The organism is Fusobacterium sp. (assembly GCF_029258315.1).
Classification (GTDB): domain Bacteria; phylum Fusobacteriota; class Fusobacteriia; order Fusobacteriales; family Fusobacteriaceae; genus Fusobacterium_B.
The window spans coordinates 1-22,073 of record NZ_JARHZE010000106.1; the positions used below are offsets into that span (position 1 = coordinate 1).

The 22,073-nt window shown below is 28.7% G+C and carries 19 protein-coding genes and 1 riboswitch; of the genes, 14 read left to right on the top strand and 5 right to left on the bottom strand.

What is annotated here, in order from left to right:
- Positions 1-699: M20/M25/M40 family metallo-hydrolase (locus tag Q1J48_RS07270; RefSeq protein WP_300362307.1), on the top strand; the 699-nt coding region annotated here is incomplete at its 5' end.
- 14 nt (positions 700-713) lie between these two features.
- Positions 714-2,033 (top strand): amidohydrolase, encoded by a 1,320-nt coding sequence (locus Q1J48_RS07275; protein ID WP_300362309.1) that lies wholly within the window; start codon positions 714-716, stop codon positions 2,031-2,033.
- Between the two features lie 42 nt (positions 2,034-2,075).
- Here the strand turns inward: Q1J48_RS07275 and Q1J48_RS07280 are convergent, their stop codons facing one another.
- Complete coding sequence (locus Q1J48_RS07280) at positions 2,076-2,249, bottom strand: HTH domain-containing protein (RefSeq protein ID WP_300330112.1); 174 nt, start codon at positions 2,247-2,249, stop codon at positions 2,076-2,078.
- 163 nt (positions 2,250-2,412) lie between these two features.
- Here Q1J48_RS07280 and Q1J48_RS07285 point away from each other — a divergent pair, with 163 nt between their 5' ends.
- Both Q1J48_RS07285 and Q1J48_RS07290 read left to right on the top strand, forming a co-directional pair.
- Positions 2,413-3,264: a CvfB family protein gene (locus Q1J48_RS07285; RefSeq protein ID WP_300330116.1), complete on the top strand. Its 852-nt coding sequence runs from the start codon at positions 2,413-2,415 to the stop codon at positions 3,262-3,264.
- A 178-nt stretch (positions 3,265-3,442) separates the two neighbouring features.
- Positions 3,443-4,975: an AbgT family transporter gene (locus Q1J48_RS07290; protein WP_300330119.1), complete on the top strand. Its 1,533-nt coding sequence runs from the start codon at positions 3,443-3,445 to the stop codon at positions 4,973-4,975.
- A gap of 446 nt (positions 4,976-5,421) precedes the next feature.
- Here the strand turns inward: Q1J48_RS07290 and Q1J48_RS07295 are convergent, their stop codons facing one another.
- A complete protein-coding gene (locus Q1J48_RS07295; RefSeq protein ID WP_300362311.1) occupies positions 5,422-7,776 on the bottom strand; it encodes an aminotransferase class I/II-fold pyridoxal phosphate-dependent enzyme in 2,355 nt (784 codons plus the stop codon).
- 143 nt (positions 7,777-7,919) lie between these two features.
- On the opposite strand from Q1J48_RS07295, the gene Q1J48_RS07300 reads away from it, so the two are divergent.
- The 6 genes from Q1J48_RS07300 to nhaC (Q1J48_RS07325) all read left to right on the top strand — a co-directional run bounded on the left by Q1J48_RS07300 (position 7,920) and on the right by nhaC (Q1J48_RS07325) (position 13,767).
- Positions 7,920-8,519, top strand: a complete 600-nt coding sequence (locus tag Q1J48_RS07300; protein WP_300362314.1) for a DJ-1/PfpI family protein — start codon at positions 7,920-7,922, stop codon at positions 8,517-8,519.
- A 206-nt stretch (positions 8,520-8,725) separates the two neighbouring features.
- Complete coding sequence (locus Q1J48_RS07305; protein ID WP_300330162.1) at positions 8,726-9,256, top strand: FKBP-type peptidyl-prolyl cis-trans isomerase; 531 nt, start codon at positions 8,726-8,728, stop codon at positions 9,254-9,256.
- Between the two features lie 39 nt (positions 9,257-9,295).
- The gene (gene rpiB, locus Q1J48_RS07310; RefSeq protein WP_300330128.1) at positions 9,296-9,724 is read left to right on the top strand and encodes a ribose 5-phosphate isomerase B; all 429 of its coding nucleotides are present in this window, start codon (positions 9,296-9,298) and stop codon (positions 9,722-9,724) included.
- 30 nt (positions 9,725-9,754) lie between these two features.
- Complete coding sequence (locus Q1J48_RS07315; protein WP_300330131.1) at positions 9,755-10,093, top strand: histidine triad nucleotide-binding protein; 339 nt, start codon at positions 9,755-9,757, stop codon at positions 10,091-10,093.
- 325 nt (positions 10,094-10,418) lie between these two features.
- A complete protein-coding gene (gene nhaC, locus Q1J48_RS07320; RefSeq protein ID WP_300330134.1) occupies positions 10,419-11,882 on the top strand; it encodes a Na+/H+ antiporter NhaC in 1,464 nt (487 codons plus the stop codon).
- Between the two features lie 415 nt (positions 11,883-12,297).
- Positions 12,298-13,767 carry a Na+/H+ antiporter NhaC gene (gene nhaC / locus Q1J48_RS07325; protein WP_300362317.1) on the top strand — a complete coding sequence of 490 codons (1,470 nt, stop codon included), beginning with the start codon at positions 12,298-12,300 and terminating at the stop codon, positions 13,765-13,767.
- Positions 13,768-13,862: 95 nt separating this feature from the next.
- Here the strand turns inward: nhaC (Q1J48_RS07325) and Q1J48_RS07330 are convergent, their stop codons facing one another.
- Entirely contained in the window at positions 13,863-14,495 is a 633-nt protein-coding gene (locus Q1J48_RS07330; RefSeq protein WP_300330141.1) for an EAL domain-containing protein, read from the bottom strand.
- A gap of 13 nt (positions 14,496-14,508) precedes the next feature.
- Positions 14,509-14,898, bottom strand: a complete 390-nt coding sequence (locus Q1J48_RS07335; protein WP_300330144.1) for a GrdX family protein — start codon at positions 14,896-14,898, stop codon at positions 14,509-14,511.
- 285 nt (positions 14,899-15,183) lie between these two features.
- Between Q1J48_RS07335 and Q1J48_RS07340 the strand changes: the two genes are divergently transcribed.
- On the top strand, positions 15,184-16,539 hold the full coding sequence (locus Q1J48_RS07340) for an alanine/glycine:cation symporter family protein (RefSeq protein ID WP_300330147.1): 1,356 nt from the start codon (positions 15,184-15,186) through the stop codon (positions 16,537-16,539).
- A gap of 40 nt (positions 16,540-16,579) precedes the next feature.
- Positions 16,580-16,659: riboswitch (ZMP/ZTP riboswitch) on the top strand.
- Between the two features lie 52 nt (positions 16,660-16,711).
- Positions 16,712-18,376 carry a formate--tetrahydrofolate ligase gene (locus Q1J48_RS07345; protein WP_300330150.1) on the top strand — a complete coding sequence of 555 codons (1,665 nt, stop codon included), beginning with the start codon at positions 16,712-16,714 and terminating at the stop codon, positions 18,374-18,376.
- A 178-nt stretch (positions 18,377-18,554) separates the two neighbouring features.
- Here Q1J48_RS07345 and Q1J48_RS07350 read toward each other — a convergent pair whose 3' ends face one another.
- A complete protein-coding gene (locus Q1J48_RS07350) occupies positions 18,555-18,728 on the bottom strand; it encodes a 4Fe-4S dicluster domain-containing protein (RefSeq protein WP_300362320.1) in 174 nt (57 codons plus the stop codon).
- A gap of 343 nt (positions 18,729-19,071) precedes the next feature.
- Between Q1J48_RS07350 and recQ the strand changes: the two genes are divergently transcribed.
- Both recQ and Q1J48_RS07360 read left to right on the top strand, forming a co-directional pair.
- On the top strand, positions 19,072-21,006 hold the full coding sequence (gene recQ, locus Q1J48_RS07355) for a DNA helicase RecQ (RefSeq protein ID WP_300362322.1): 1,935 nt from the start codon (positions 19,072-19,074) through the stop codon (positions 21,004-21,006).
- Positions 21,007-21,276: 270 nt separating this feature from the next.
- Positions 21,277-22,073, top strand: a 797-nt coding sequence (locus Q1J48_RS07360; protein WP_300362325.1) for a P-loop NTPase fold protein, incomplete at its 3' end; no start/stop codon positions are given.

Sequence of the window (22,073 nt, forward strand, 5' to 3'; positions counted from 1 at the left end):
GGAATGCTTGGAGCCAAAAATGTAAATTGGAATTTAGTTCCAGAAAATATGAAACCAGCAAAAGATATGATAGTTGTTGATAATGCTGGAAGAGCTGGAATAATTGCACACACAGCTCCAGCAAAATATGGATTTACTATAAAGATAAAAGGAAGAAAAGCTCATGCAGGAATAGAACCTGAAAAAGGAATAAATGCTATTTTATTAGCAGGAAAAGTAATTTCAAAATTAAAGGTTGGTAGAATTGATGAGCTAACAACTTCAAATCTTTGTAAGATAGAATCAAATTTCCCTTCTAATGTGGTTTCGGATTCTTGTATATTTGAAGGAGAGGTAAGAAGTCATTCAGAAGAGAAAATTTTAAGTGTGCTAAATGAATATAAAGAAAGTTGTGAAGAGGTAATAAAAGAGTGTGGAGGAGAGTATAGTATAGACTTTGAATGTTCATATCCAACTTTAAAACCTATTGATGACTTAAAATTTGCTAAAAAGTTTGCAGAAATCTATGAAGAGATGGGAATAAAATCAGAATTAAAAGTAATAGGTGGAGGTTCTGACAGTAATATTTTTGCAAAAGAGGGGTATAACTCAATAATAATTGGTGTTGGAATGTACAATGTACATACTGTTGATGAAAGATTAGAGATAGAAGATTTATATAAGACAACAGAGGCTATAATAAAATATATTTCTAAATAGATTAGGAGAAAAAAATGGATAGAAATGAATTAAAAGAAAGAGTCATAAGAGCAATAGAAGAAAATAAAGATAAAATTATGGAAGCAGGAAGAAAAATTTATAAAAATCCAGAGTTTGGTTATAAAGAAATAGAAACAACTAAGACAGTAAAAGAGTTTTTTGAAAAAGAATTAAATTTAGAAGTGGAAGATAAAATAGCTTATACAGGTTGCAGAGCTAGAGCCAATAAGGATAAAGAAGGAATAAAAATAGCTATCTTAGGAGAACTAGATGGAATCTCTTGTAAAGAACATTGTGATGCTAACTCAATAGGAGCCTCTCATACTTGTGGACATAATGTTCAAATAGCTGGAATGTTAGGAGCAGCTGTTGGTTTAATAAAATCAGGAGTAATAGATGAATTAAATGGAAAAATTGATTTTATGGCTACACCAGCAGAGGAGTTTATAGAGCTAGCTTATAGAACAAAACTAAAAGAAGAGGGACATATAAAATTTTTCGGTGGAAAACAAGAGCTTATCAGAAGAGGGGCTTTTGATGATGTGGATATTTCAATGATGTTCCATGTTTTAGATACTGGGGATAAAAAAGTTTTAACAGGGCCAGTAAGTAATGGATTCATTGGAAAAGAAGTAACTTTTATAGGAAAAGAAGCTCATGCAGGTTCAGCTCCTTATGAGGGAATAAATGCTTTAAATGCTGCTATGTTAGCAATAAATAATGTTCACGCTCAAAGAGAAACTTTTAAAGAATCTGATAGAGTAAGATTTCATCCAATCATAACAAAGGGTGGAGATATTGTAAACGTTGTACCAGCAGATGTAAAAATGGAATCATATGTAAGAGCTAGAACTATATCAGGTATGATAGATGCTAATATGAAGGTTAATAGAGGTTTAATAGCAGGTGCTATGGCAGTTGGAGCTCAGATAGAAATAACTGAGATACCAGGTTATCTTCCAATATTAAGACACGACAATATGGAAGAAGTTTTAAGAGGGAACTTAGAATATTTAGGATTAACTTCTGATGATATAATAGAAGGTGGAGATTTTACAGGATCTTTTGATTTTGGAGACGTTTCACATCTTATGCCAACACTTCATCCAATGTTTGGGGGAGTAACAGGAGCACTTCATACAAGAGGATATAAAATATCTGATGAAGAGTATGCATATTTAATGCCAGCAAAATCATTAGCATTAACAGTAGTAGATTTACTATATGATAATGCAAAAAAAGGAAAAGAGATTTTAGAAAACTTTAAACCAGCAATGACAAAAGAAGAATACTTAAAGTTTATGGAATCAAATGACAAAGTTATAAAAGCATAACAAAAAAGGATTAGGTTAAAAATGGCCTAATCCTTTATTTTTTTATTTAACAGAATAAAAACATCTTTTTGGAGAAATTATATTTTCCTCAGCTTTTAATTCTTTTATAGCTTTATCAACTAATTTTTTATCTTCTCCAAGTGCCTCAGCAATTTCTCCAGCTTTCATAGGTTCAGATTTTTTTAATAATTCCAATACTTTATCTTTTAATTCCATCTTAACATCTCCTTTATTTTTAATTTATACAAAAATGATATCATAACATTTTAAAAAAAGCAATAAAAATAAAAATTGATTTTTTAAATAATAGAGTGTATAATATTTAAAAAAGTTGATATTATGAAATATCAACTTTTTATTTATATTTAAGGAGGAAAAAATGATAAAAATAGGAAAAAGACAAGTATTAAGAGTCAACAATTATACTCCAATCGGATTATACTTAAATGCTGAGACAGAGGATGAAAAGGATAACATCTTACTGCCAAAAAATGAATTGGAATTATTAGAAACAAAACCAGAAATAGATGATGAGTTAGAGGTATTTATATACAGAGATTCAGAGGATAGATTGATAGCAACCTTAAGAAAAACTTATGCAACAATAGGAACACTTGCAAAATTAGAAGTGACAGATATCAACCCAAAAATAGGAGCTTTTCTTGACTGGGGATTAAAAAAAGATATACTATTACCAAAAGGACAAGAAGTAGGGAAGCTACAAGTAGGAAAAAAATATTTAGTAGGACTTTATGAGGATAAAAAAGGTCGTATTTCGGCTACAATGAAAGTTTATAAGTTTTTATTACCTTGTAAAGATTATCATAAAAATGATATTGTTACAGGAACTGTTTATAATATAGATGAAAATATAGGGGTATTTGTAGCTGTTGATGATAGATATTTTGGTATGATGCCAAAAAATGAATATTTTAAAGAGTATAAAATAGGTGAGGAAGTAACAGCAAGAGTTATAAGAGTAAGAGAAGATGGAAAACTAGATTTAGCTCCTAGAAAACTAGCTTTTGAACAGTTAGATGATGATGGAAAACTAATATTAGAAAAAATAAAAATATTAAAATCAGCCTTTCATTTTAATGATAAAAGTTCTCCAGAAGAGATTTATGACTATTTTGGTATAAGTAAAAAAGCTTTTAAAAGAGCAATCGGTGGACTTTTAAAACAAGGATTAATAGAAAAAAATGGAGAAAATTTTGTATTAAAAAAATAGAATAATAGTATCAAAAAAATATATTGATTTTTTTATATTATTTATTGTATAATATAAAAAGTGTTTTAACATTAATCAAAATGATAATAGTAATAAAATATTGAAAATTAAGATTGATTTTTAAAACAAAATATAATATAATACGAATGTGTATACTTTAAAAAGGCGGAGGTTTTATATGGAACAGAAAAAAGGAATTTTCGACAAATTTCTAGATAAGATAGAAAAAGTCGGGAACAAATTACCACATCCAGTAACAATATTCTTAATATTATCAATAATTGTTATTGTTGTATCAGAGATTTGTGTAAGAACAGGGGTAGAAGTTACTTATACAGGATTAAACATGAAAACTAAAAAGATAGAAGAGATTACTCTTAATGCAAAATCTTTGTTAAGTGCTGATGGAATAAGATATATAGTTAATACTATGACTAAGAACTTTACAGGATTCGCACCTTTAGGAACAGTTTTAGTAGCAATGTTAGGGGTTGGAGTTGCAGAAGGTACAGGACTTATCAATGCTTCTCTTAGAAAATTAGTTTTATCAACACCACCAAGATTATTAACAGCTGTAATGGTTTTTGCAGGGGTTATGTCAAATATTGCATCTGACGCAGGATATGTTGTATTAATACCTTTAGGAGCAATAATATTTGCATCTGTTGGTAGACATCCACTTGCAGGATTAGCAGCAGCCTTTTCAGGAGTTTCTGGAGGATTCTCAGCTAACTTATTACTTGGAACAATAGATCCACTATTAGGAGGAATTTCAACAGAAGCAGCTAGAATATTTGTACCTGACTATACAGTATTACCAACAGCAAACTGGTACTTTATGATGGTGTCTACTTTCTTAATAACTATATTAGGAACAATAGTTACTGAAAAAATAGTTGAGCCAAGATTAGGTGCTTATAAAGGTGAACATAAAGAAGAATTAACTGAAATGGGAGAGTTAGAATCTAAAGGTTTAAGAAGAGCTGGACTTTCTCTAGTAATATTCCTAGTTATAATGGGAGCATTAACAATACCAGAAAATGCTATATTTAGAGAAAATGGAACTTTAAATAGTTTCATGCATGATGGATTATTACCAATAATTATGTTATTCTTTATGATTCCTGGATATGTTTATGGAAAAACAGTTGGAACAATCAAAAATGATAAAGATGTTGCTAGATTAATGGGAGATTCATTAGGAACTCTAGGTGGATACATGGCTCTTGCTTTCGTAGCAGCTCAATTTATAGTTTATTTCTCATATACAAATTTAGGAACAATAGTGGCTGTAAAAGGAGCAGACTTCTTAAAAGCTATTGGATTTACAGGATTCCCACTAATAGTTGCATTCATAATAGTTGCAGCATTTATTAACTTATTTATGGGATCTGCATCAGCTAAATGGGCAATTCTTGCACCAGTATTCATACCTATGTTTATGAGACTTGGATACTCTCCAGAATTAACTCAAGCTATGTATAGAATAGGAGATTCTTCAACAAATATAATTTCTCCATTAATGTCATATTTCGCATTCATAGTTACTTATATGCAAAAATTTGATAAAGAAAGTGGAATGGGAACTCTAATTTCAACAATGTTACCTTACTCAATGGTATTCTTATGTGGATGGACAGTATTATTAATGATATTCTACTTCCTAGGATTACCTATTGGACCAGGAGCAACAATGCATTTTGTAATGTAATTATAAAATAAAAAATAATTTTTAGCTGACTGAGTGATTGGTCAGCTTTTTTATTTTTTAAAGAACTATAAATTAATTTTTTTATAAGATTTCTAGTGTGAAAATATAAAAAGAAAAAATAAATAAAAATAATTCTAAAATTTTGTAAGTGAAAAAGCTAAAGAAAACTGAGTAAAATATTTTTTGTGTTACTTAGTTTTTTTATTTATAAGAAAAAATATAAAATAATTTTTAGAAAAATTAAATTTATAAAATGATTTAAAATAGAAAAAGTAAAAAAAATAATATTAAAATTAAGAAAAATTTTAGTAATAAAAAGGTGATAAATAAATTATTTTTATGTAGTACCAAAAAGGTTGATTTAAATAAAAAAAGTACTGAGAAGAAAAATTTCTTTTCAGCACTTTTGTACAAATTGTTAAAAATACAACAGCCTTTTGGTAATATTAATATATTGGATTAAGCATATATTCTGTAATATCTCTAACTATTGCAGCAGTTTTTAAACTCTTATCATAGATAGGGTTGTATTCAACAATATCCACAGATGTTATGAAATAGTTTTTGAATAAGAATTTAAATGTTTTGAATATATCTTCTTCATCAAATCCGTTTTTAACTGGAGTACTTACTCCTGGTGCAAATTTAGGATTTAAAGAGTCTACGTCGAAACTTATATGAATATCAGAAACTTTTAAATAATCTCCAATTTCTTCAAGAACAGCATCAATACCTTTACGCATTACATCATCATAAGGAATAACTTTTACTCCAAGTTTTTCTATAACGTCGTACTCTCTTACGTCTATATCTCTAGCTCCAAGGATAATAACATTTTCAGGTTTTATTTTAGCCCCTTCAAAGTAGCAGTTAACCATATCAGAATTTCCTTCACCTTGTAAGAACGCTAAAGGCATTCCGTGGATATTTCCACTGATAGTAGTTTCTTCAGTATTCATATCAGCATGGGCATCAATCCAAATAACTCCAAGATTAGGATTAGACTTAGCAACTCCAGAAATAGTTCCTAAAGCGATAGAGTGGTCTCCTCCAATTGTTATAGGTCTATATCCGTCTTCAATAGCTTCATCTACAAGCTTAGCTATTTTTTCGCAAGTATTAAGAATTGTATTTTTATATTTCATCATAGGAATATTGAAGTCTTCTCTTTGTTTTTCAACATCAAGCATTTCAATTTCACCGAAAGTATCAGAGAAGTTTTCAACTAAAACATCAATACCAAACTCAATACCAGATTTGTTAGCTCCAAGATTTAAAGGAACTCCAAATATTCTATTTTTCATTTTTTCAGTATATAAGTACATAGCATCTTCATCTTCAATTATATTGATAAATTCAAGATTAGGATCTTCCATACCTTGTAAGTGAGTTTTTTGCTCACGAAGTTCTTCGATATAATCGATAACTTCTTTACTTATTCTTTCTCCAGGGATAATAATAGGGATACCAGGTGGATATGCCATTATCATCTCAGCACAAATTTTTCCTAAACTATCTTTGAATGGAACTTTTGAAGTTTCACTGTAAAAAGCTTCTCTTGGAATAAGTTCTTGCTCAGGGATAGCAGGTATTCTTGAGTTTTTAATTTTTTTGATTTCTTTAGTGTTAAAGTATCTGTCACTGATATCTTGAAGAGCTCTTATAAGAGTGTCAACACTTTCTTTTGTATCTCCAATAGTGATTAGTCCTAAAACGTTATAGAAATCAGCAAGTTCAACTTGAATATTATATTCATCAGTTAACATAGTCTCTAAATCAAAACCAGTGATTCCTAAAGCTTTTGCTGATACAGTTAATTTAGTTGGATCAAAAGCAAAAACTCCATCTCTTCCAACAATTTCCTCTCCAAAAGAGTACATACCAGCGATTTTATTTATTTCAGCTCTTGCATAGTTAGCAAGTTCGATAGTTTTACTTAAAAGTTCTCTTCCTTGAGTAGCAACCTGTCTTCTAGCACAGTCAAGAGATGCCATTAAAGGATAAGAAGGTGATGTTGTATGAAGTAAACTTAATATTTGTTGAACTCTTGTTGGATCAACTCTATCAGAATTTACATGTAATAAAGACATTTGAGTCATAGCACCTAAAATTTTGTGAGTACTTTGACAACAGATATCAGCACCAGCATCAACAGCAGACATAGGTAAATCTTCATGGAAATGTAAATGAGGTCCATGAGCTTCGTCAACTATTAAAGGAATATCGTGTCTATGAACGATAGCAGCTATTTTTTGAATATCAGTAGCTACTCCATAATATGTTGGGTTTATAATAAGAACTGCTTTTGCATCTGGGTGAAGTTCTAGCATTTTTTCTACTGTACTAGGTCTAACTCCGTGAGCAATTCCTAAATCATTATCTATAACAGGATTCATATAAACAGGTATTGCTCCAGCTAGAATAATACCAGCAGAAACTGATTTATGAACATTTCTAGGAATTAATATTTTTTCTCCAGCCTTTACAACTGAAAGAATCATGGCTTGAATAGCACCTGATGTACCATTGACAGCAAAAAAACTTTTCTTAACTCCATAGGCGTCAGCTGCTAATTCTTGAGCTTGCTTTATACAACTTTTTGGATGGTGTAATCCATCAACCATTTTAAAAATGGTAACATCAATTTTTAAAGGATTCTCTCCTATAAAATCAAAAAATTCTTTGTCCATTCCTTTACCTTGTTTGTGTCCAGGTACATGGAAAGGTGTAATATTTCTTTTTGCATATACATCTTTTAGTACTGTAAATAATGGTGTCAAATTTTGATCTAATTTTGCCATTCTTTTCTTTCTTACCTCCATTTTAATTTTTTTTATTCTGTGTTATAATTTTCTTACATTATAGTATTTTATGAATTTTTTTAGATTAAGTCAACAATTTTTTTTAAAAATTTATTTTGTTGTATGAAAAAGGAGAATTTAGATTGAGAAAAATTTTAGTTTTTTTATCAAATGGTGTCGAGATTTTAGAGTTAGCTCCTTTTATAGATGTATTTGGTTGGAATTCGGTTATTGGGGGTAAAAAAAATTTAATAGAGGTTGAAACCTTTTCTTTGAGGGAAAGTATAAATTGTACGTGGACATTACAAATAAAACCACAAATAATTATCTCAAATGAGGAAGAGATAGACATAGATCAGTACGAGGCTCTAGTTATTCCAGGTGGTTTTGGAATGGGTGGATTTTTTGTAGATGGAAAAAATTTAAAAATCCAAAATATTATTAAAAAATTTATTGAAAAGAAAAAAATTGTAATAGGGATTTGTACAGGAGCGATTTTATTAGGAGAGGCAGGAGTATTAAAAAATAAAAAGGCTACAACTTATTTTTTAGATAATGAAAGATATTTTAAGCAACTTAAAAATTTTGAAGCTCTTCCTGTAAAAGAGAGAATAGTAAGAGATGAAAATATTTTTACAACAGCCAATCCAGAATCAGCTTTGGAAATGGCATTTATTTTATTAAAGATTTTAACTGATGAAAAAAATATGAATTTGATCAGATTAAATATGGGGTATAATTAAAAAAAAGAGAGAAAATTAATAAAAGATATGATATACTATGTTTATAGAAAATAAATAAGAGAGGTGTTGTAATGGATAAATTAGAAAAAGAAAACTGCTGTTGTGGACACGATCATAAACACGATCATGATGAGTGTTGTGGAGGACATGAGCATCATCATGAGCACCATGAAGGATGTTGTTGTGGACACGATCACGAAGATAAAATAAATGAATTAAGAGAAAAATTAGCTGCTGAAAGAGCTAAAGGAAATACAAATACTGTTTCTGAAGGTAAAGTAGTAACAGTTGAATTTAAAGTATATGACAATGATACAAATGAATTATTAGAAGATACTAAAGAAGTAGGACCATTCTTCTACATTCAAGGAATGGGAGCTTTTGTTCCAAAAATTGAAGAAGTTTTAACAGGACAAAAAGCAGGATATAAAGATGTTGTAAATTTAACAATAGAAGAAGGATATGGAGAGCGTGACGAAGAGTTAGTTGTTGAAATGGACAGAAAAGACTTTGTTGAGTTTGAAGATATCTATGTTGGATTAGATTTTATAGCTGACTTAGAAGATGGAACAGAGCAATCTTTTGTTATAACAAAAGTTGAAGATGAAACTGTTACAGCTGATGGAAACCATCCATTTGCAGGAAGAAATGTAAGATTTGAAATAGAAGTTTTAGGTGTAAGAGAAGCAACAGATAAAGAATTAGAATTCGGAGAACCTTTATTCGAAGGATTTTAATTAAAAAATATAAAAAAGTAAGTTAAGGAGTAAGTAGGAATGAAAATTGCAGTAGGTTGCGATCACGGTGGATTTGAATTAAAAGAAAAAGTAAAAGCACATTTAGAAGGAAAAGGATATGAAGTTTTAGATTTAGGTTGTTATTCAACTGAGTCTGTAAACTATCCAGTATATGGAAAAGCAGTAGGAAGAGCTGTTGCAAATAAAGAAGTAGATTATGGAATAGTTATCTGTGGAACAGGAATAGGAATTTCAATAGCTGCTAACAAAGTTAAAGGGGTAAGAGCTGCTCTTTGTATGAATACAACAATGGCAAGACTTACTAGAGAACACAATGATGCTAACATTTTAGCTTTTGGTGCTAGAATGGTTGGAGATGTTTTAGCTCTTGAAATGGTAGATACTTTCTTAAATACAAAATTTGAAGGTGGAAGACATATAGCAAGAATAGAAATGATAGAAGAATAGAGATATTTTTTTATAGAAGGAGAATGAAATATGGCTACAATTTTTACAAAAATTATTAACAGAGAGATACCAGCAGAAATAGTATATGAAAATGATAAGGTTTTAGCTTTTAAGGATATAAATCCTCAAGCTCCTATTCATATATTAGTAGTACCTAAAAAAGAAATCCCAACTATTAATGATATAACTGAAGAAGATAGAGAGTTGATAGGAGAGATGTATTTAGCTATTGGAAAAATCGCAAAAGATTTAAATATAGCAGAAGAGGGGTACAGAGTTATCACTAACTGTAATGAATTTGGTGGACAAGAAGTGTTCCATATACATTTTCATTTATTAGGTGGAAAAAAACTAGGATCATTAGTTTAGAAAATCAAAAAAACTATTGACAAATATTTTTTTTGTTGTATAATTCATATTGAAATAAAGAATAGCAAAAATCGCTTGGTTTTATTTATAATTTTTAGTAACACAAATTATAATTAAGAAAAAAGCGGGGGACCCATTCTATTCGGTTAATTCCGTAGCTAACCTCGTCGTCTATAGACAGGGAGCTCTAATGTGTCCACAGGGTTTAGTGTGTAATGCCATTAGTCTTCTAATGGCATTTTTTTATTACGTGTTTATTAAAAAATGAGGTGATATTTACAATTTTAATTTTTAAAATTAAAATTAAAACCAATTAGGGGGACAAATGAAAAAAGAAGAAGCAACATCAAAAGTAATCAAAGAAACAAAATTTATTCATGCATTAATACCATTAATGTTCTTAATAATATCTTTAGGATATACATTGAGGTATACAGAAGCTTCTCCACATATTCCAATTATAATTTCAGGAATGTTAGCATCTTGTATAGCAATGTTTGTTTTAAATTATAAATGGGAAACAATACTTGAAGGGATTTTAGAAACGATAAAATCTTCAATGGAAGCAGCAATAATATTATTAATAATTGGAATGGTAGTCGGAAGTTGGATTATTTCTGGGGTTGTTCCTACTATGATCTATTATGGATTAAAAATAATGGCGCCAAGTATATTTTTACCGGCAACTGTTTTACTTTCTTTAATAGCAGCAATTGCAACAGGAAGTTCTTGGAGTACAGCAGCTACAATAGGGATAGCTTTAATGGGAGTAGGAGCTGGATTAGGAATTCCTGCACCTATAACAGTTGGAGCAATAATTTCAGGAGCTTATATGGGAGATAAACTTTCACCACTTTCAGATACAACAAACTTAGCTCCAGCTATGGCAGGAACAAATTTATTTGAACATATAAAATCAATGCTTTATACAACAATTCCATCTTTTGTTATAACAATGATACTATTTACAATGATGGGAATGAAATATTCTCAAATAGAGGTTGACGCATCTGTTTTAAATTCTATATTGACAACATTGACAAAAGAGTTTAATATAACACCATTTTTATTTATAGTTCCAATAATAACAATAGGGTTAGTTGTAAAAAGAGCTCCAGCTATACCATCACTTTTATTTGGAAGTTTAATCGGTGGAGTAGCAGCGATTATTTTTCAAGGAACAGCATTAAAAGATTTTATAACAGTTTTACAGATAGGATATGTTTCAAATTCAGGAAATGAAATGGTTGATGCTTTACTTACTCGTGGTGGAATGAATAGTATGATAAATACAGTGGCTCTTATTATCTGTTCTCTATTTTTAGGTGGAGTAATGGAAAGAACTGGAATGTTGAATGCAATAGCTATGAAAATATTAGGGATTGCAAATTCAACAGGAAATTTAATACTAGCAACTTTATTGACAGCTATCGCTGTAAATATGTTAGCAGCAGAACAATATCTTTCAATAGTAATAACAGGAAGAATATTTAAAGATGTTTATAGAGAAAAAAATCTTGACCCAGTTACTCTTTCAAGAGCTTTAGAAGATTCTGGAACAATGACATCTCCATTAATTCCTTGGAATACTTGTGGAGCTTATATGATAGCAACTTTAGGAATAGCTCCTTGGGTATATGTTCCATATTGTTTTATGAACCTAATCAGTCCAGTGATATCAGCTATATATGGATATACAGGATTTACAATAAAATATTTAAATCAAGAGGAAGTAAAAAAGCCAAATCTAAAACATATGTTTGCAACATTATTGAACATAGTAAAATAAATAAAAAATAGATTTAGAATTTAATTATAAACTTTATTTCTAATTAAAAAAATAGAAAAATAGTGAGTTTAGATTTATTTTTTTTAAAAGACAAAAACTATTGACAAATATTTTTTTTGATGTATAATTCATATTGAAATAAAGAATAGCAAAAATCGCTTAGTTTTATTTATAATTTTTTTAGTAACACAAATTATAATTAAGAAAAAAGCGGGGGACCCATTCTATTCGGTTAATTCCGTAGCTAACCTCGTCTGAATGTATAGACAGGGAGCTCTAATGTGTCCACAGGGTTTAGTGTGTAATGCCATTAGTCTTCTAATGGCATTTTTTTATTACGTGTTTATTAAAGAATGAGGTGATATTTATAATTTTAATTTAAAAAATTAAAATTAAACCAATCAGGGGGGAAAAAATGAAAAAAGAAGAAACAACAACAAAAGTAATTAAAGAAACAAAATTTGTTCACGCATTAATACCGTTATTATTTTTAATAATATCATTAGGTTATACTTTAAAGTATACCGAGGCTTCACCACATATTCCTATTATTATATCTGGAATAGTTGCTTCTTGGGTAGCTATGTTCGGATTAAATTATAAATGGGAAACAATACTTGAAGGGATTTTAGAAACGATAAAATCTTCAATGGAGGCAGCGATAATATTATTAATAATAGGAATGGTAGTTGGAAGTTGGATTATTTCTGGTGTTGTTCCTACTATGATTTTTTATGGATTAAAGATTATGAATCCAAGTATATTTTTACCAGCCACTGTATTACTTTCTTTTGTAGCAGCAGTTGCAACAGGAAATTCTTGGAGTGCAGCAGCTACAATAGGAATAGCTTTGATGGGAATAGGAGCAGGATTAGGAATACCAGCACCTATAACAGTGGGAGCTATAATTTCAGGAGCTTATATGGGGGATAAAATATCTCCTCTTTCAGACACAACAAACTTAGCTCCAGCTATGGCAGGATCAAAATTATTTGATCATATAAAATCAATGCTTTATACAACTATCCCATCTTTTATAATAAGCATGATAATTTTTACTGTTATGGGATTAAAATATTCTCAAGTTGAAGTAGATGCATCATCATTAAATTCAATTCTTGAAACATTGGTTTCAAATTTTAATATAACACCACTTTTATTTATAGTTCCAGCGATGACAATAGGACTAGTTATAAAAAAAGCTCCATCTATACCATCACTTTTATTTGGAAGTCTAATTGGAGGAGTAGCTGCAGTTGTTTTCCAAGGGACACCAGTAAAAGATTTTATAACAGTTTTACAGAGTGGATTTGTTTCTAATACAGGAAATGAAGTTGTAGATGGATTACTTACTCGTGGTGGAATGAACAGCATGATGGGAACAGTGGCTCTTATTATTTGTGCTTTATTTTTAGGTGGAGTAATGGAGAGAACAGGAATGTTAAATGCTGTTGCTAGAAAAATATTAAGCATAGCTAATTCAACAGGAAGTCTTATTTTTTCAACTTTACTTACAGCTTTTGCAGTAAATGTTTTAGCAGCAGAACAATATCTTTCAATAGTGATAACAGGAAGAATATTTAAAGATGTTTATAGAGAAAAAAATCTAGCTCCAGTGATGCTATCAAGAGCTTTAGAGGACTGTGGAACAATGACATCTCCATTAATTCCTTGGAATACTTGTGGAGCTTATATGATAGCAACTTTAGGAATAGCTCCTTGGGTATATGTTCCATATTGTTTTATGAATTTAATCAGTCCAGTAATTTCAGCTATCTATGGATTTACAGGAATTTCGATAAAATATCTGGATAAAGAGGAAACTAAAAAAGAAAAGACAAGTTTAAAATATATGTTTGCTACATTGCTAAATGTAGGAAAATAATAAAAAATAAAAAAGTTGAAAAGAGATAGATCTTTTCAACTTTTTTTATAAATAATTTAAAATTATATTTTTATTTTTTTATAAGCGAGAAAATTTTAATGTTTATAAATAAAATCTACTCCTAAATCAACTAATTCTTTTTCAGAAATCTCATTAGTTATTTTAAAAATAGTTTTGCTTTTTATATTTTTATCACTCTTTAAATTTTTTAAATCTTTTAAAGAACAAACCTCTACAAATTTAGGATCTAAATTTTCAATCAGATTTAAACTTGAAGAATCGATTTTTAATTCTTTAAAAAGCAGAGGAGAATCATCATCAAAGCAATTTAAAAAATCACTTATAGAATCCCAACCGCTGATTCCCTTTATCTCATAGATGAGGTTAGTAGAGGGAATATTAAAATTTGATATTAGATTTTTAACACTTTCAAAGAAAAAATCAGGGTCTTTAATATAATCAACTCTTAATGTATAGAATAATTTTTTTTCTGAAAATCCCTTTTCTAAAGCTAATTTATATGATTTTTCTTGAAGTTTTAATATAAAAAATTCAAATAAACCATTTTCATCTGCTAAGGAGTAAACCTCTTCACTACTAGAAAAACCAGTATTTGAAAAATTTTTAATTATTTTATATCCATAAATCTCTTTTGTTTTTAAATTAACAACTGGGATAAAATCAAATGTAACTTTATTTAGAAGTTCTCTAAAATTTAACTTTGTCATACATACCTCTTTATTATAAATTTAAATTTTTTAATTCTTTTATACTGTTTGTAAGAAGACTGAGGTCTATAAATTTGTATTCTTCTAAAGTTTCTTCAGGAATATTTTCAATAGAAATATCAGGTAATTTTTTTCCTATATTTAAAGCTCCTCTTATTAAATTTAAAGAGATATTATTTTCAGTGGTAAAGTCTTGAGAAACGATAATAGTTTTAAAAGGATTACTAGAATTTTCTATATTATAAATGATAGGATCACTTAATAATTTATGTCCTTTCAAAATACATTTGTAAACTTCAGCTAATACTCTACAAATATTTTCGTTTTCTAAGAACACAACATCATCAGTTTCTTTAAAAAGATTAAAAACTTTTTTATTATTTGTAACGATCGTAAATGACATATTAACCCCCTCTTTTTCTAAAAATAAATTTTTATATACATTAAAGTATACCACATAAATAGAAATAAATAAAAGAAAATTTAAAAAAAGTAATAAAGAAAAAATAAAAATTTAAAGTAAAATAAAAAATATTTATGTGTTAAAATAGTTCTTAAATATCTATTAAAGTATATTTTTGAAAAATATAAAAAAATAAAATAAAAAAATCAAAAAAAGTATTCCAAAAAATAATTATTTATGGTATCATTTAGTAAATTTTTTAAAAAACTAAGGAGAGAATGAGAAATGGAAAATTTTAATTTGTTGGTTCAAGATGTAAGTGGATTTGTTTGGAATAAGGTTTTGATATTATTACTTATCGGAACTGGGATATTTTTTACTGTTGTTTTAAAATTTATACAAGTGAGAAAATTTGGTGAAGGTTATAAAAGAGCAGTAAAGGGCGTTAACTTAAATGGTGAAAGTGCAGGAGCAGATGGAATGAGTTCTTTCCAATCTTTAGCGACAGCTATAGCTGCACAAGTAGGAACAGGAAACTTAGCTGGAGCTGCAACAGCTATAGCTGCTGGAGGACCTGGAGCAATATTCTGGATGTGGGTAAGTGCATTTTTTGGAATGGCAACAGTTTATGCTGAGGCAGTTTTAGGACAGCTTTATAAAAAAAGAGTTGATGGTGAGATTGTTGGAGGGCCAGCTTATTATATAAGTGAAGGTCTTGGAAAAAATAAATTCAGTAAGGGGTTAGCAGTATTTTTTGCTCTATCTTGTATCTTAGCACTTTCATTTATGGGAAACGCTGTACAAGCTAACTCAATAGCTTCAGCTTTTAGTAATGTTCTTTCAATAGAACCGATCTATGTGGGAATACCAATAGCAATTATTTCAGGATTTATATTCTGGGGTGGAACTCAAAGAATAGCATCATTTACAGAAAAAGTAGTACCTATAATGGCTGGATTATATGTTGGAGCTTCTCTATTGATAATAATATTTAATTTCTCTGAAATTATACCAGCTTTTAAAATGATAATAACAGGAGCTTTTAGTCCTGAGTCAGTACTTGGTGGGGCTGCAGGTATAACTGTTAAGGAAGCAATAAGATTTGGAGTTGCAAGAGGATTATTCTCTAACGAAGCTGGAATGGGATCAACTCCTCATGCTCATGCAGTAGCAAAAGTTGATGATCCAAGTCACCAAGGAGCTGTTGCAATAATAACTGTATTTATAGATACTTTTGTTGTATTAAACTGTACTGCCTTTGTTATTATAATAACTGGTGGAGTAGGAAGTGGATTAACAGGAATAACTTTAACTCAGTTTGCATTTAATAAAATTTTAGGATCTTATGGAGGAATATTTATAGCTGTTTGTTTATTCTTCTTTGCCCTTTCAACTATTATTGGTTGGTACTACTTTGGAGTTGCTAATATAAAATACCTATTTGGTGAAAAGGGAATGAATCCATATAGATTAATAGTAATATTATTTATAATTTTAGGTTCAATGGCAAAAGTAGATTTAGTTTGGAACTTATCAGATTTATTTAATGGATTGATGGCAATACCAAACTTAATAGCAATACTTGCATTATTTAAGCTTGTAAAAGAAGTAGCGTTTGTTGCAGACAAAAATAAAGAATAAAAATCTTATGGACAAAATAAAAAAAATATGATAATATTAGTTTAGGTTATACAACTGACGGAAGTGGAACTGACCACAGGGAGTATAACTATTAAGTAGCCGACCGTCTGGGCAAATAAGCCTAGTCTGTCGGCTTTTTTTAGATTTTATAGAAAATTAGGAGGAGATGTTAATGAAAACAGATATCCAAATAGCACAAGAAGCAACATTATTACCTATAAGCAAGATTGCAGAAAAAATAGGACTTACAGAAAATGACTATGAAATGTATGGAAAATATAAAGCAAAAGTAGATTTCAATCTACTTAATAGATTATCTGATAAAAAAGACGGAAAATTAATTTTAGTAACAGCAATAACACCAACACCAGCTGGAGAAGGAAAATCAACAGTTACAGTAGGGTTGACACAGGCTCTAAATAAAATGGGGTATAGTTCAATAGCTGCTTTAAGAGAACCATCTCTTGGACCAGTATTTGGAATGAAAGGTGGAGCAACTGGTGGAGGACATTCGCAAGTAGTTCCTATGGAAGAGATAAACTTACATTTTACAGGGGATTTACATGCTATAGGTGTTGCACATAATTTAATATCAGCAGTGATAGACAACCATATTAAGTTTGGAAATAAATTAAATATAGATATAACAAGAATAACTTGGAAAAGAGTTTTAGATATGAATGATAGATCTTTAAGAAATATCGTTATAGGACTTGGTGGTTCAGCATCTGGAATTCCTAGAGAAAATTCTTTCCAAATAACAGTTGCATCAGAGATAATGGCAACTTTATGTCTAGCAAACTCTTTAAAAGATTTAAAAGAAAAAATAGCTAAAATTATATTTGGTTATGATGTAAATGGAAAACCTCTTACAGTAGCAGATTTAAATATTACAGGTGCTGTAACTGCACTATTAAAAGATGCTATAAAACCAAACTTAGTTCAAACTTTAGAGAATACTCCAGTATTTATTCACGGAGGACCTTTTGCTAATATAGCTCACGGATGTAACTCACTTATAGCTACAAAAATGGCTTTAAAATTAAGTGATTATGCAATAACAGAGGCAGGATTTGCAGCAGATTTAGGAGCTGAAAAATTCTTAGATATAAAATGTAGACAAGGAAATCTTTCTCCTGACTGTGTAGTAATAGTTGCTACAGTAAGAGCTTTAAAACATCACGGTGGAGCAAAAGATTTGGGAGTTGAAAACTTAGAAGCTTTATCAAAAGGGCTTGAAAACTTAGATAAACATATTGAAAATATGAAAAAATATAATTTACCAGTTGTAGTGGCAATGAATAGATTTTTAACTGACACAGAGGCTGAGTTTGATTTAATAAGAAATAGATGTAGGGAGCAAGGAGTTCCGGTAGCTTTATGTGATGTTTGGGCACAAGGTGGAGAAGGTGGAATTGAATTAGCTAAACTTGTACTAAATGAAGTAGAAAATAAAAAATCTCAATACAAACCTCTTTACGAATTATCAAAATCACCAAAAGAAAAAATTGAAACAATAGTTAAAGAGATTTATGGTGGAGTTGGAGTAACATTCTCAGCAAAAGCTAAAAAAATGTTAACTTTCTTAGAGGAAAATGGATATAATGACTTACCTATTTGTATGTCAAAAACTCAAAAATCTTTATCAGATAAAGCTAATCTTTTAGGAAGACCAAGTGGATTTACTGTTGAGATAAATGAAATTAGAATAGCAGCAGGAGCAGGATTTATAATAGCTATGGCAGGAGATATAATTGATATGCCAGGATTACCAAAAGTTCCAGCAGCTGAAATGATAGATATTGATGAGTTTGGAAAAATTTCAGGATTATTCTAAGATAATAAAAAATTAAAAAAATAATTTAAAAGGAGCTGTTGTAGATTTATAATTTTAATTATAGATTTGCTCAGCTTTTTTTAATTATTATTTAACAAAAGAATAGAAAAAATAAAATAAAAAAAAGGCTCAGTCAAAAACTGAACCTTTTGGTGATTAGCTATGCTTATAATGAGAATTACTCTCCTGCAGAGATAGCTCCAACTGGACATCCACCAGCACAAGCACCACAGTCAATGCAAGCGTCTCCTATAGTGAATTTTCCATTGTCGTTAGCTGATATTGCTCCTACTGGGCAAGTTGCTTCACAAGCTCCGCATCCAACACAAGTATCTTGATCTATTACGTGCATAATCATTCCTCCTATTTTTTCTTTTAAAAAATTATTAATTGTTTTACTAGTGATATGTTTAGTATACATTAACTTTTATTTTTTGTCAAGAGTTTTTTTGAAAAAATGTTTTAATATGAAACAAGAAAATTTTGATAGACAAAATATTTTTTATTTTATAGTTTTCAAGGGTTAAAATTGAAAAAACAAAAAATATTGATAAAATATATAGTAGTCAAAATAATATTTAGTTCTGAAAAAGAACATAGAAATAATAGAGATTTTAATAAGTGTTTGCTATATTTTAATCTTTATTATATAATAGAAAAAACTGAATGTACAAAAAGAAAATAAAGGAAAAATAATGGAAGCAGAAGCATTAAAATTATTAAAAAAAATATATGGATATAATTCTTTTAGAAAAGGACAAAATTATATAATAAAAAGTATATTATCAAAAAGAGATACTTTGGGAATAATGTCAACAGGTGGAGGAAAGTCTATCTGCTATCAGATTCCTGCTTTAATGTTTCAAGGGATCGGAATAGTTATATCTCCACTTATTTCTCTTATGAAAGATCAGGTAGACAGTTTAAAAATTTTAGGTATAAATGGCGTATATATTAATTCATCACTGACAAAAGAGGAATATAAAAATGCTATTGTAGAATTAAGAAGTGGTCGGGTAAAACTTTTATATCTTGCACCAGAGAGAATAACAAATGAAAAATTTATAAATTTTATAAAAGGATTAAAGATATCTTTTATAGCTGTTGACGAAGCTCACTGTATATCACAATGGGGTCACGATTTTAGAAAAAGTTATTTAGAGATTCCAAAATTTGTAAAGGCTCTTGGGGTAAAGATACCTATATTAGCTCTTACTGCAACAGCTACTCCAAAAGTAATGAAGGATATAGAGACTCTTTTAGAGATGGAAAATCCATATAGATATATTGATGGATTTGATAGGGAAAATATATTTTTTAAAGTAGAAAAAGTAGATGAGTCAATAATAAAAAATCCAGATATAATTATTAGTAAATATATAAGAAAACATAAAAATATGTCAGGAATAATATATGCTAGCACTAGAAAAGAGGTTGATGCTCTATATAGTTATTTAAAAGATGTGAAAAATTATAATGTTGGAAAATATCATGCTGGACTTACTCAAGAAGAGAGAAAAAAGGCTCAAGAGGATTTTCTAAATGATAATATAACTATAATGGTAGCAACAAATGCTTTTGGAATGGGGATAGATAAATCCAATGTACGTTTTGTAATTCATAAAAATATTCCTAAGGATTTGGAAAGCTATTATCAGGAAGCTGGAAGGGCTGGAAGAGACGGATTACCAAGTGAAGCGATATTATTATTTGATGAAAAAGATATAGTGACACAGGAATTTTTTATAGATAGTAACGAAGAAACAACAGACAGTCAAAGAAGAATAAAGAGAGAAAAGCTTGATGATATGGTAAGATATGCAAATCTTACAAGTTGTTATAGAGAGTTTATTTTAAAATATTTTGGCGATAAGAGGATAAAAAATTACTGTGGAAACTGTGGAAATTGTAGAGAGGTTAAAGATGTAGAAGATTTAACTACTGAAACTAAGATGGTTATATCTTGTATAGGGAGAGCCAAAGAAAAAATAGGGATATCTACTCTAGTAAATATTTTACTTGGAAAGGCTGATACAAAAATAGAGAGAAAAGGTTTAAAGGAACTTTCAACTTTTGGAATAATGAAAGAAAGAGATCAAAAGTGGTTGGAGGAATTTATAAACTTTTTGATATTGGAAAATTATATAGAACTTACAGCTGGAAGTTATCCAACTGTACAATTAAATAAAAATTCTTTTGAAGTTTTAAAAGATGTTAAAAAAATTCAAAGAAAATCTAATGAGGTTATAACTTTTGAATATTATGAAAATGCTCTATTTAAAAAATTGAATGCTTTAAGAAAATCAATAGCTATGAAGGAAAATGTAGCTCCGTATATAATATTTTCAGATACAACGCTTTTTGAAATGACAGAGAAAAAACCAAGAAATCGTTGGGAGATGTTAAAAATAAAAGGTGTGGGAAATCAGAAGTTTAAAAATTATGGAGAGGAATTTTTAAATATTATAAATGAATTTTCTAAAGAGGATTTAGAAATTTTAAAAATAGAAAATTATGTTGATGAAAAATACTTAGAAATGGAGAAAATAGAAAACTTAAAGAAAGATTTAAGAATAAATATAGACACTCAAATTTTAAAAGATTTACTAATAAAAAATTTATTTTCTTAAAATTTAAACTTTTTTAAGAAAAGTGTAGTCTATAAAGTATAACGATAAACACATTGTTATAATAAATTTCTCTCCCCAAAAGAAATAAATAGAAATCCACTTCTGTTAAAAGAAGTGGATTTTTATTTTTTTGTTATATAAGGATAATTTATAATATAAAAAAGTATTGAAAAAATAAAAAAATTGAACTATACTTAAAATACGAGTATTTATTTAATCTTAAATAGAGAATAAAAATAAGAGAATATTTTAAAATTTAGGGGGAAAATTATGGACAAGATTGATTTAGGAATTTTAAAATTTAAGGAAGGAGAATATAGTCCTAAAATAGAAAATGGAAAAGATTATGATACATCTATTTTTAAAAAAATATATAAAAATGCTTTTATTACCTTAAATGAAATATTAAAAAATTCAAAAACTTCAGAAGAACAAAATAATATAATTGCTTTTATAGGTGAAAGAGGGAGTGGAAAAACATCTGTTTTAAAGTCCTTTGAAAATATATTACTAAGTTTTAAAGATAATAAAGATTTTTTTGAAAAATTTATAAAGAGTGAGGACTTAAATATAACAAACTATGATTATAAAACTATTCAAATTATAGATCCATCATTCTTTACAGCAAAATCAAATATTTTAGAATTAGTAATTGCTCGTCTTTTCAAAGAAGTTAAGGAAGAAATAAAAAAAAGAGATTGTAATGAAGGTAATTATAAATTAGAAGAAGAAAGGGAATTATTACTATTATTTAAAAAAATATATAAAAATATATCAATTATTGAAAGTAACTATGATTTTGATGGAGAAAATTATGAAAAATTAATTGATTTATCAGCAAGTGTTGATTTAAAAGAAGATATAAAAAAATTGATTAATAATTATTTACAATTTATGTTTAAGAGTGAAAAAGAAAAAAAACTTATTATCAAGATAGATGATATTGATTTAAATATAAGATATGCTTATGAAATGGTTGAACAGATTAGAAAATATTTAAGTCAAGAAAATATTATAATATTAATGGCAGTAAAATTAGAACAACTAGAACAAATAATAAAACTTAA

Coding starts and splice junctions, on each gene's coding strand:
- Q1J48_RS07275 (WP_300362309.1), top strand. CDS start 714: ATGGATAGAAATGAATTAAAAGAAAGAGTCATAAGAGCAATAGAAGAA.
- Q1J48_RS07280 (WP_300330112.1), bottom strand. CDS start 2,249: ATGGAATTAAAAGATAAAGTATTGGAATTATTAAAAAAATCTGAACCT.
- Q1J48_RS07285 (WP_300330116.1), top strand. CDS start 2,413: ATGATAAAAATAGGAAAAAGACAAGTATTAAGAGTCAACAATTATACT.
- Q1J48_RS07290 (WP_300330119.1), top strand. CDS start 3,443: ATGGAACAGAAAAAAGGAATTTTCGACAAATTTCTAGATAAGATAGAA.
- Q1J48_RS07295 (WP_300362311.1), bottom strand. CDS start 7,776: ATGGCAAAATTAGATCAAAATTTGACACCATTATTTACAGTACTAAAA.
- rpiB (WP_300330128.1), top strand. CDS start 9,296: ATGAAAATTGCAGTAGGTTGCGATCACGGTGGATTTGAATTAAAAGAA.
- Q1J48_RS07315 (WP_300330131.1), top strand. CDS start 9,755: ATGGCTACAATTTTTACAAAAATTATTAACAGAGAGATACCAGCAGAA.
- nhaC (WP_300330134.1), top strand. CDS start 10,419: ATGAAAAAAGAAGAAGCAACATCAAAAGTAATCAAAGAAACAAAATTT.
- nhaC (WP_300362317.1), top strand. CDS start 12,298: ATGAAAAAAGAAGAAACAACAACAAAAGTAATTAAAGAAACAAAATTT.
- Q1J48_RS07330 (WP_300330141.1), bottom strand. CDS start 14,495: ATGACAAAGTTAAATTTTAGAGAACTTCTAAATAAAGTTACATTTGAT.
- Q1J48_RS07335 (WP_300330144.1), bottom strand. CDS start 14,898: ATGTCATTTACGATCGTTACAAATAATAAAAAAGTTTTTAATCTTTTT.
- Q1J48_RS07340 (WP_300330147.1), top strand. CDS start 15,184: ATGGAAAATTTTAATTTGTTGGTTCAAGATGTAAGTGGATTTGTTTGG.
- Q1J48_RS07345 (WP_300330150.1), top strand. CDS start 16,712: ATGAAAACAGATATCCAAATAGCACAAGAAGCAACATTATTACCTATA.
- Q1J48_RS07350 (WP_300362320.1), bottom strand. CDS start 18,728: ATGCACGTAATAGATCAAGATACTTGTGTTGGATGCGGAGCTTGTGAA.
- recQ (WP_300362322.1), top strand. CDS start 19,072: ATGGAAGCAGAAGCATTAAAATTATTAAAAAAAATATATGGATATAAT.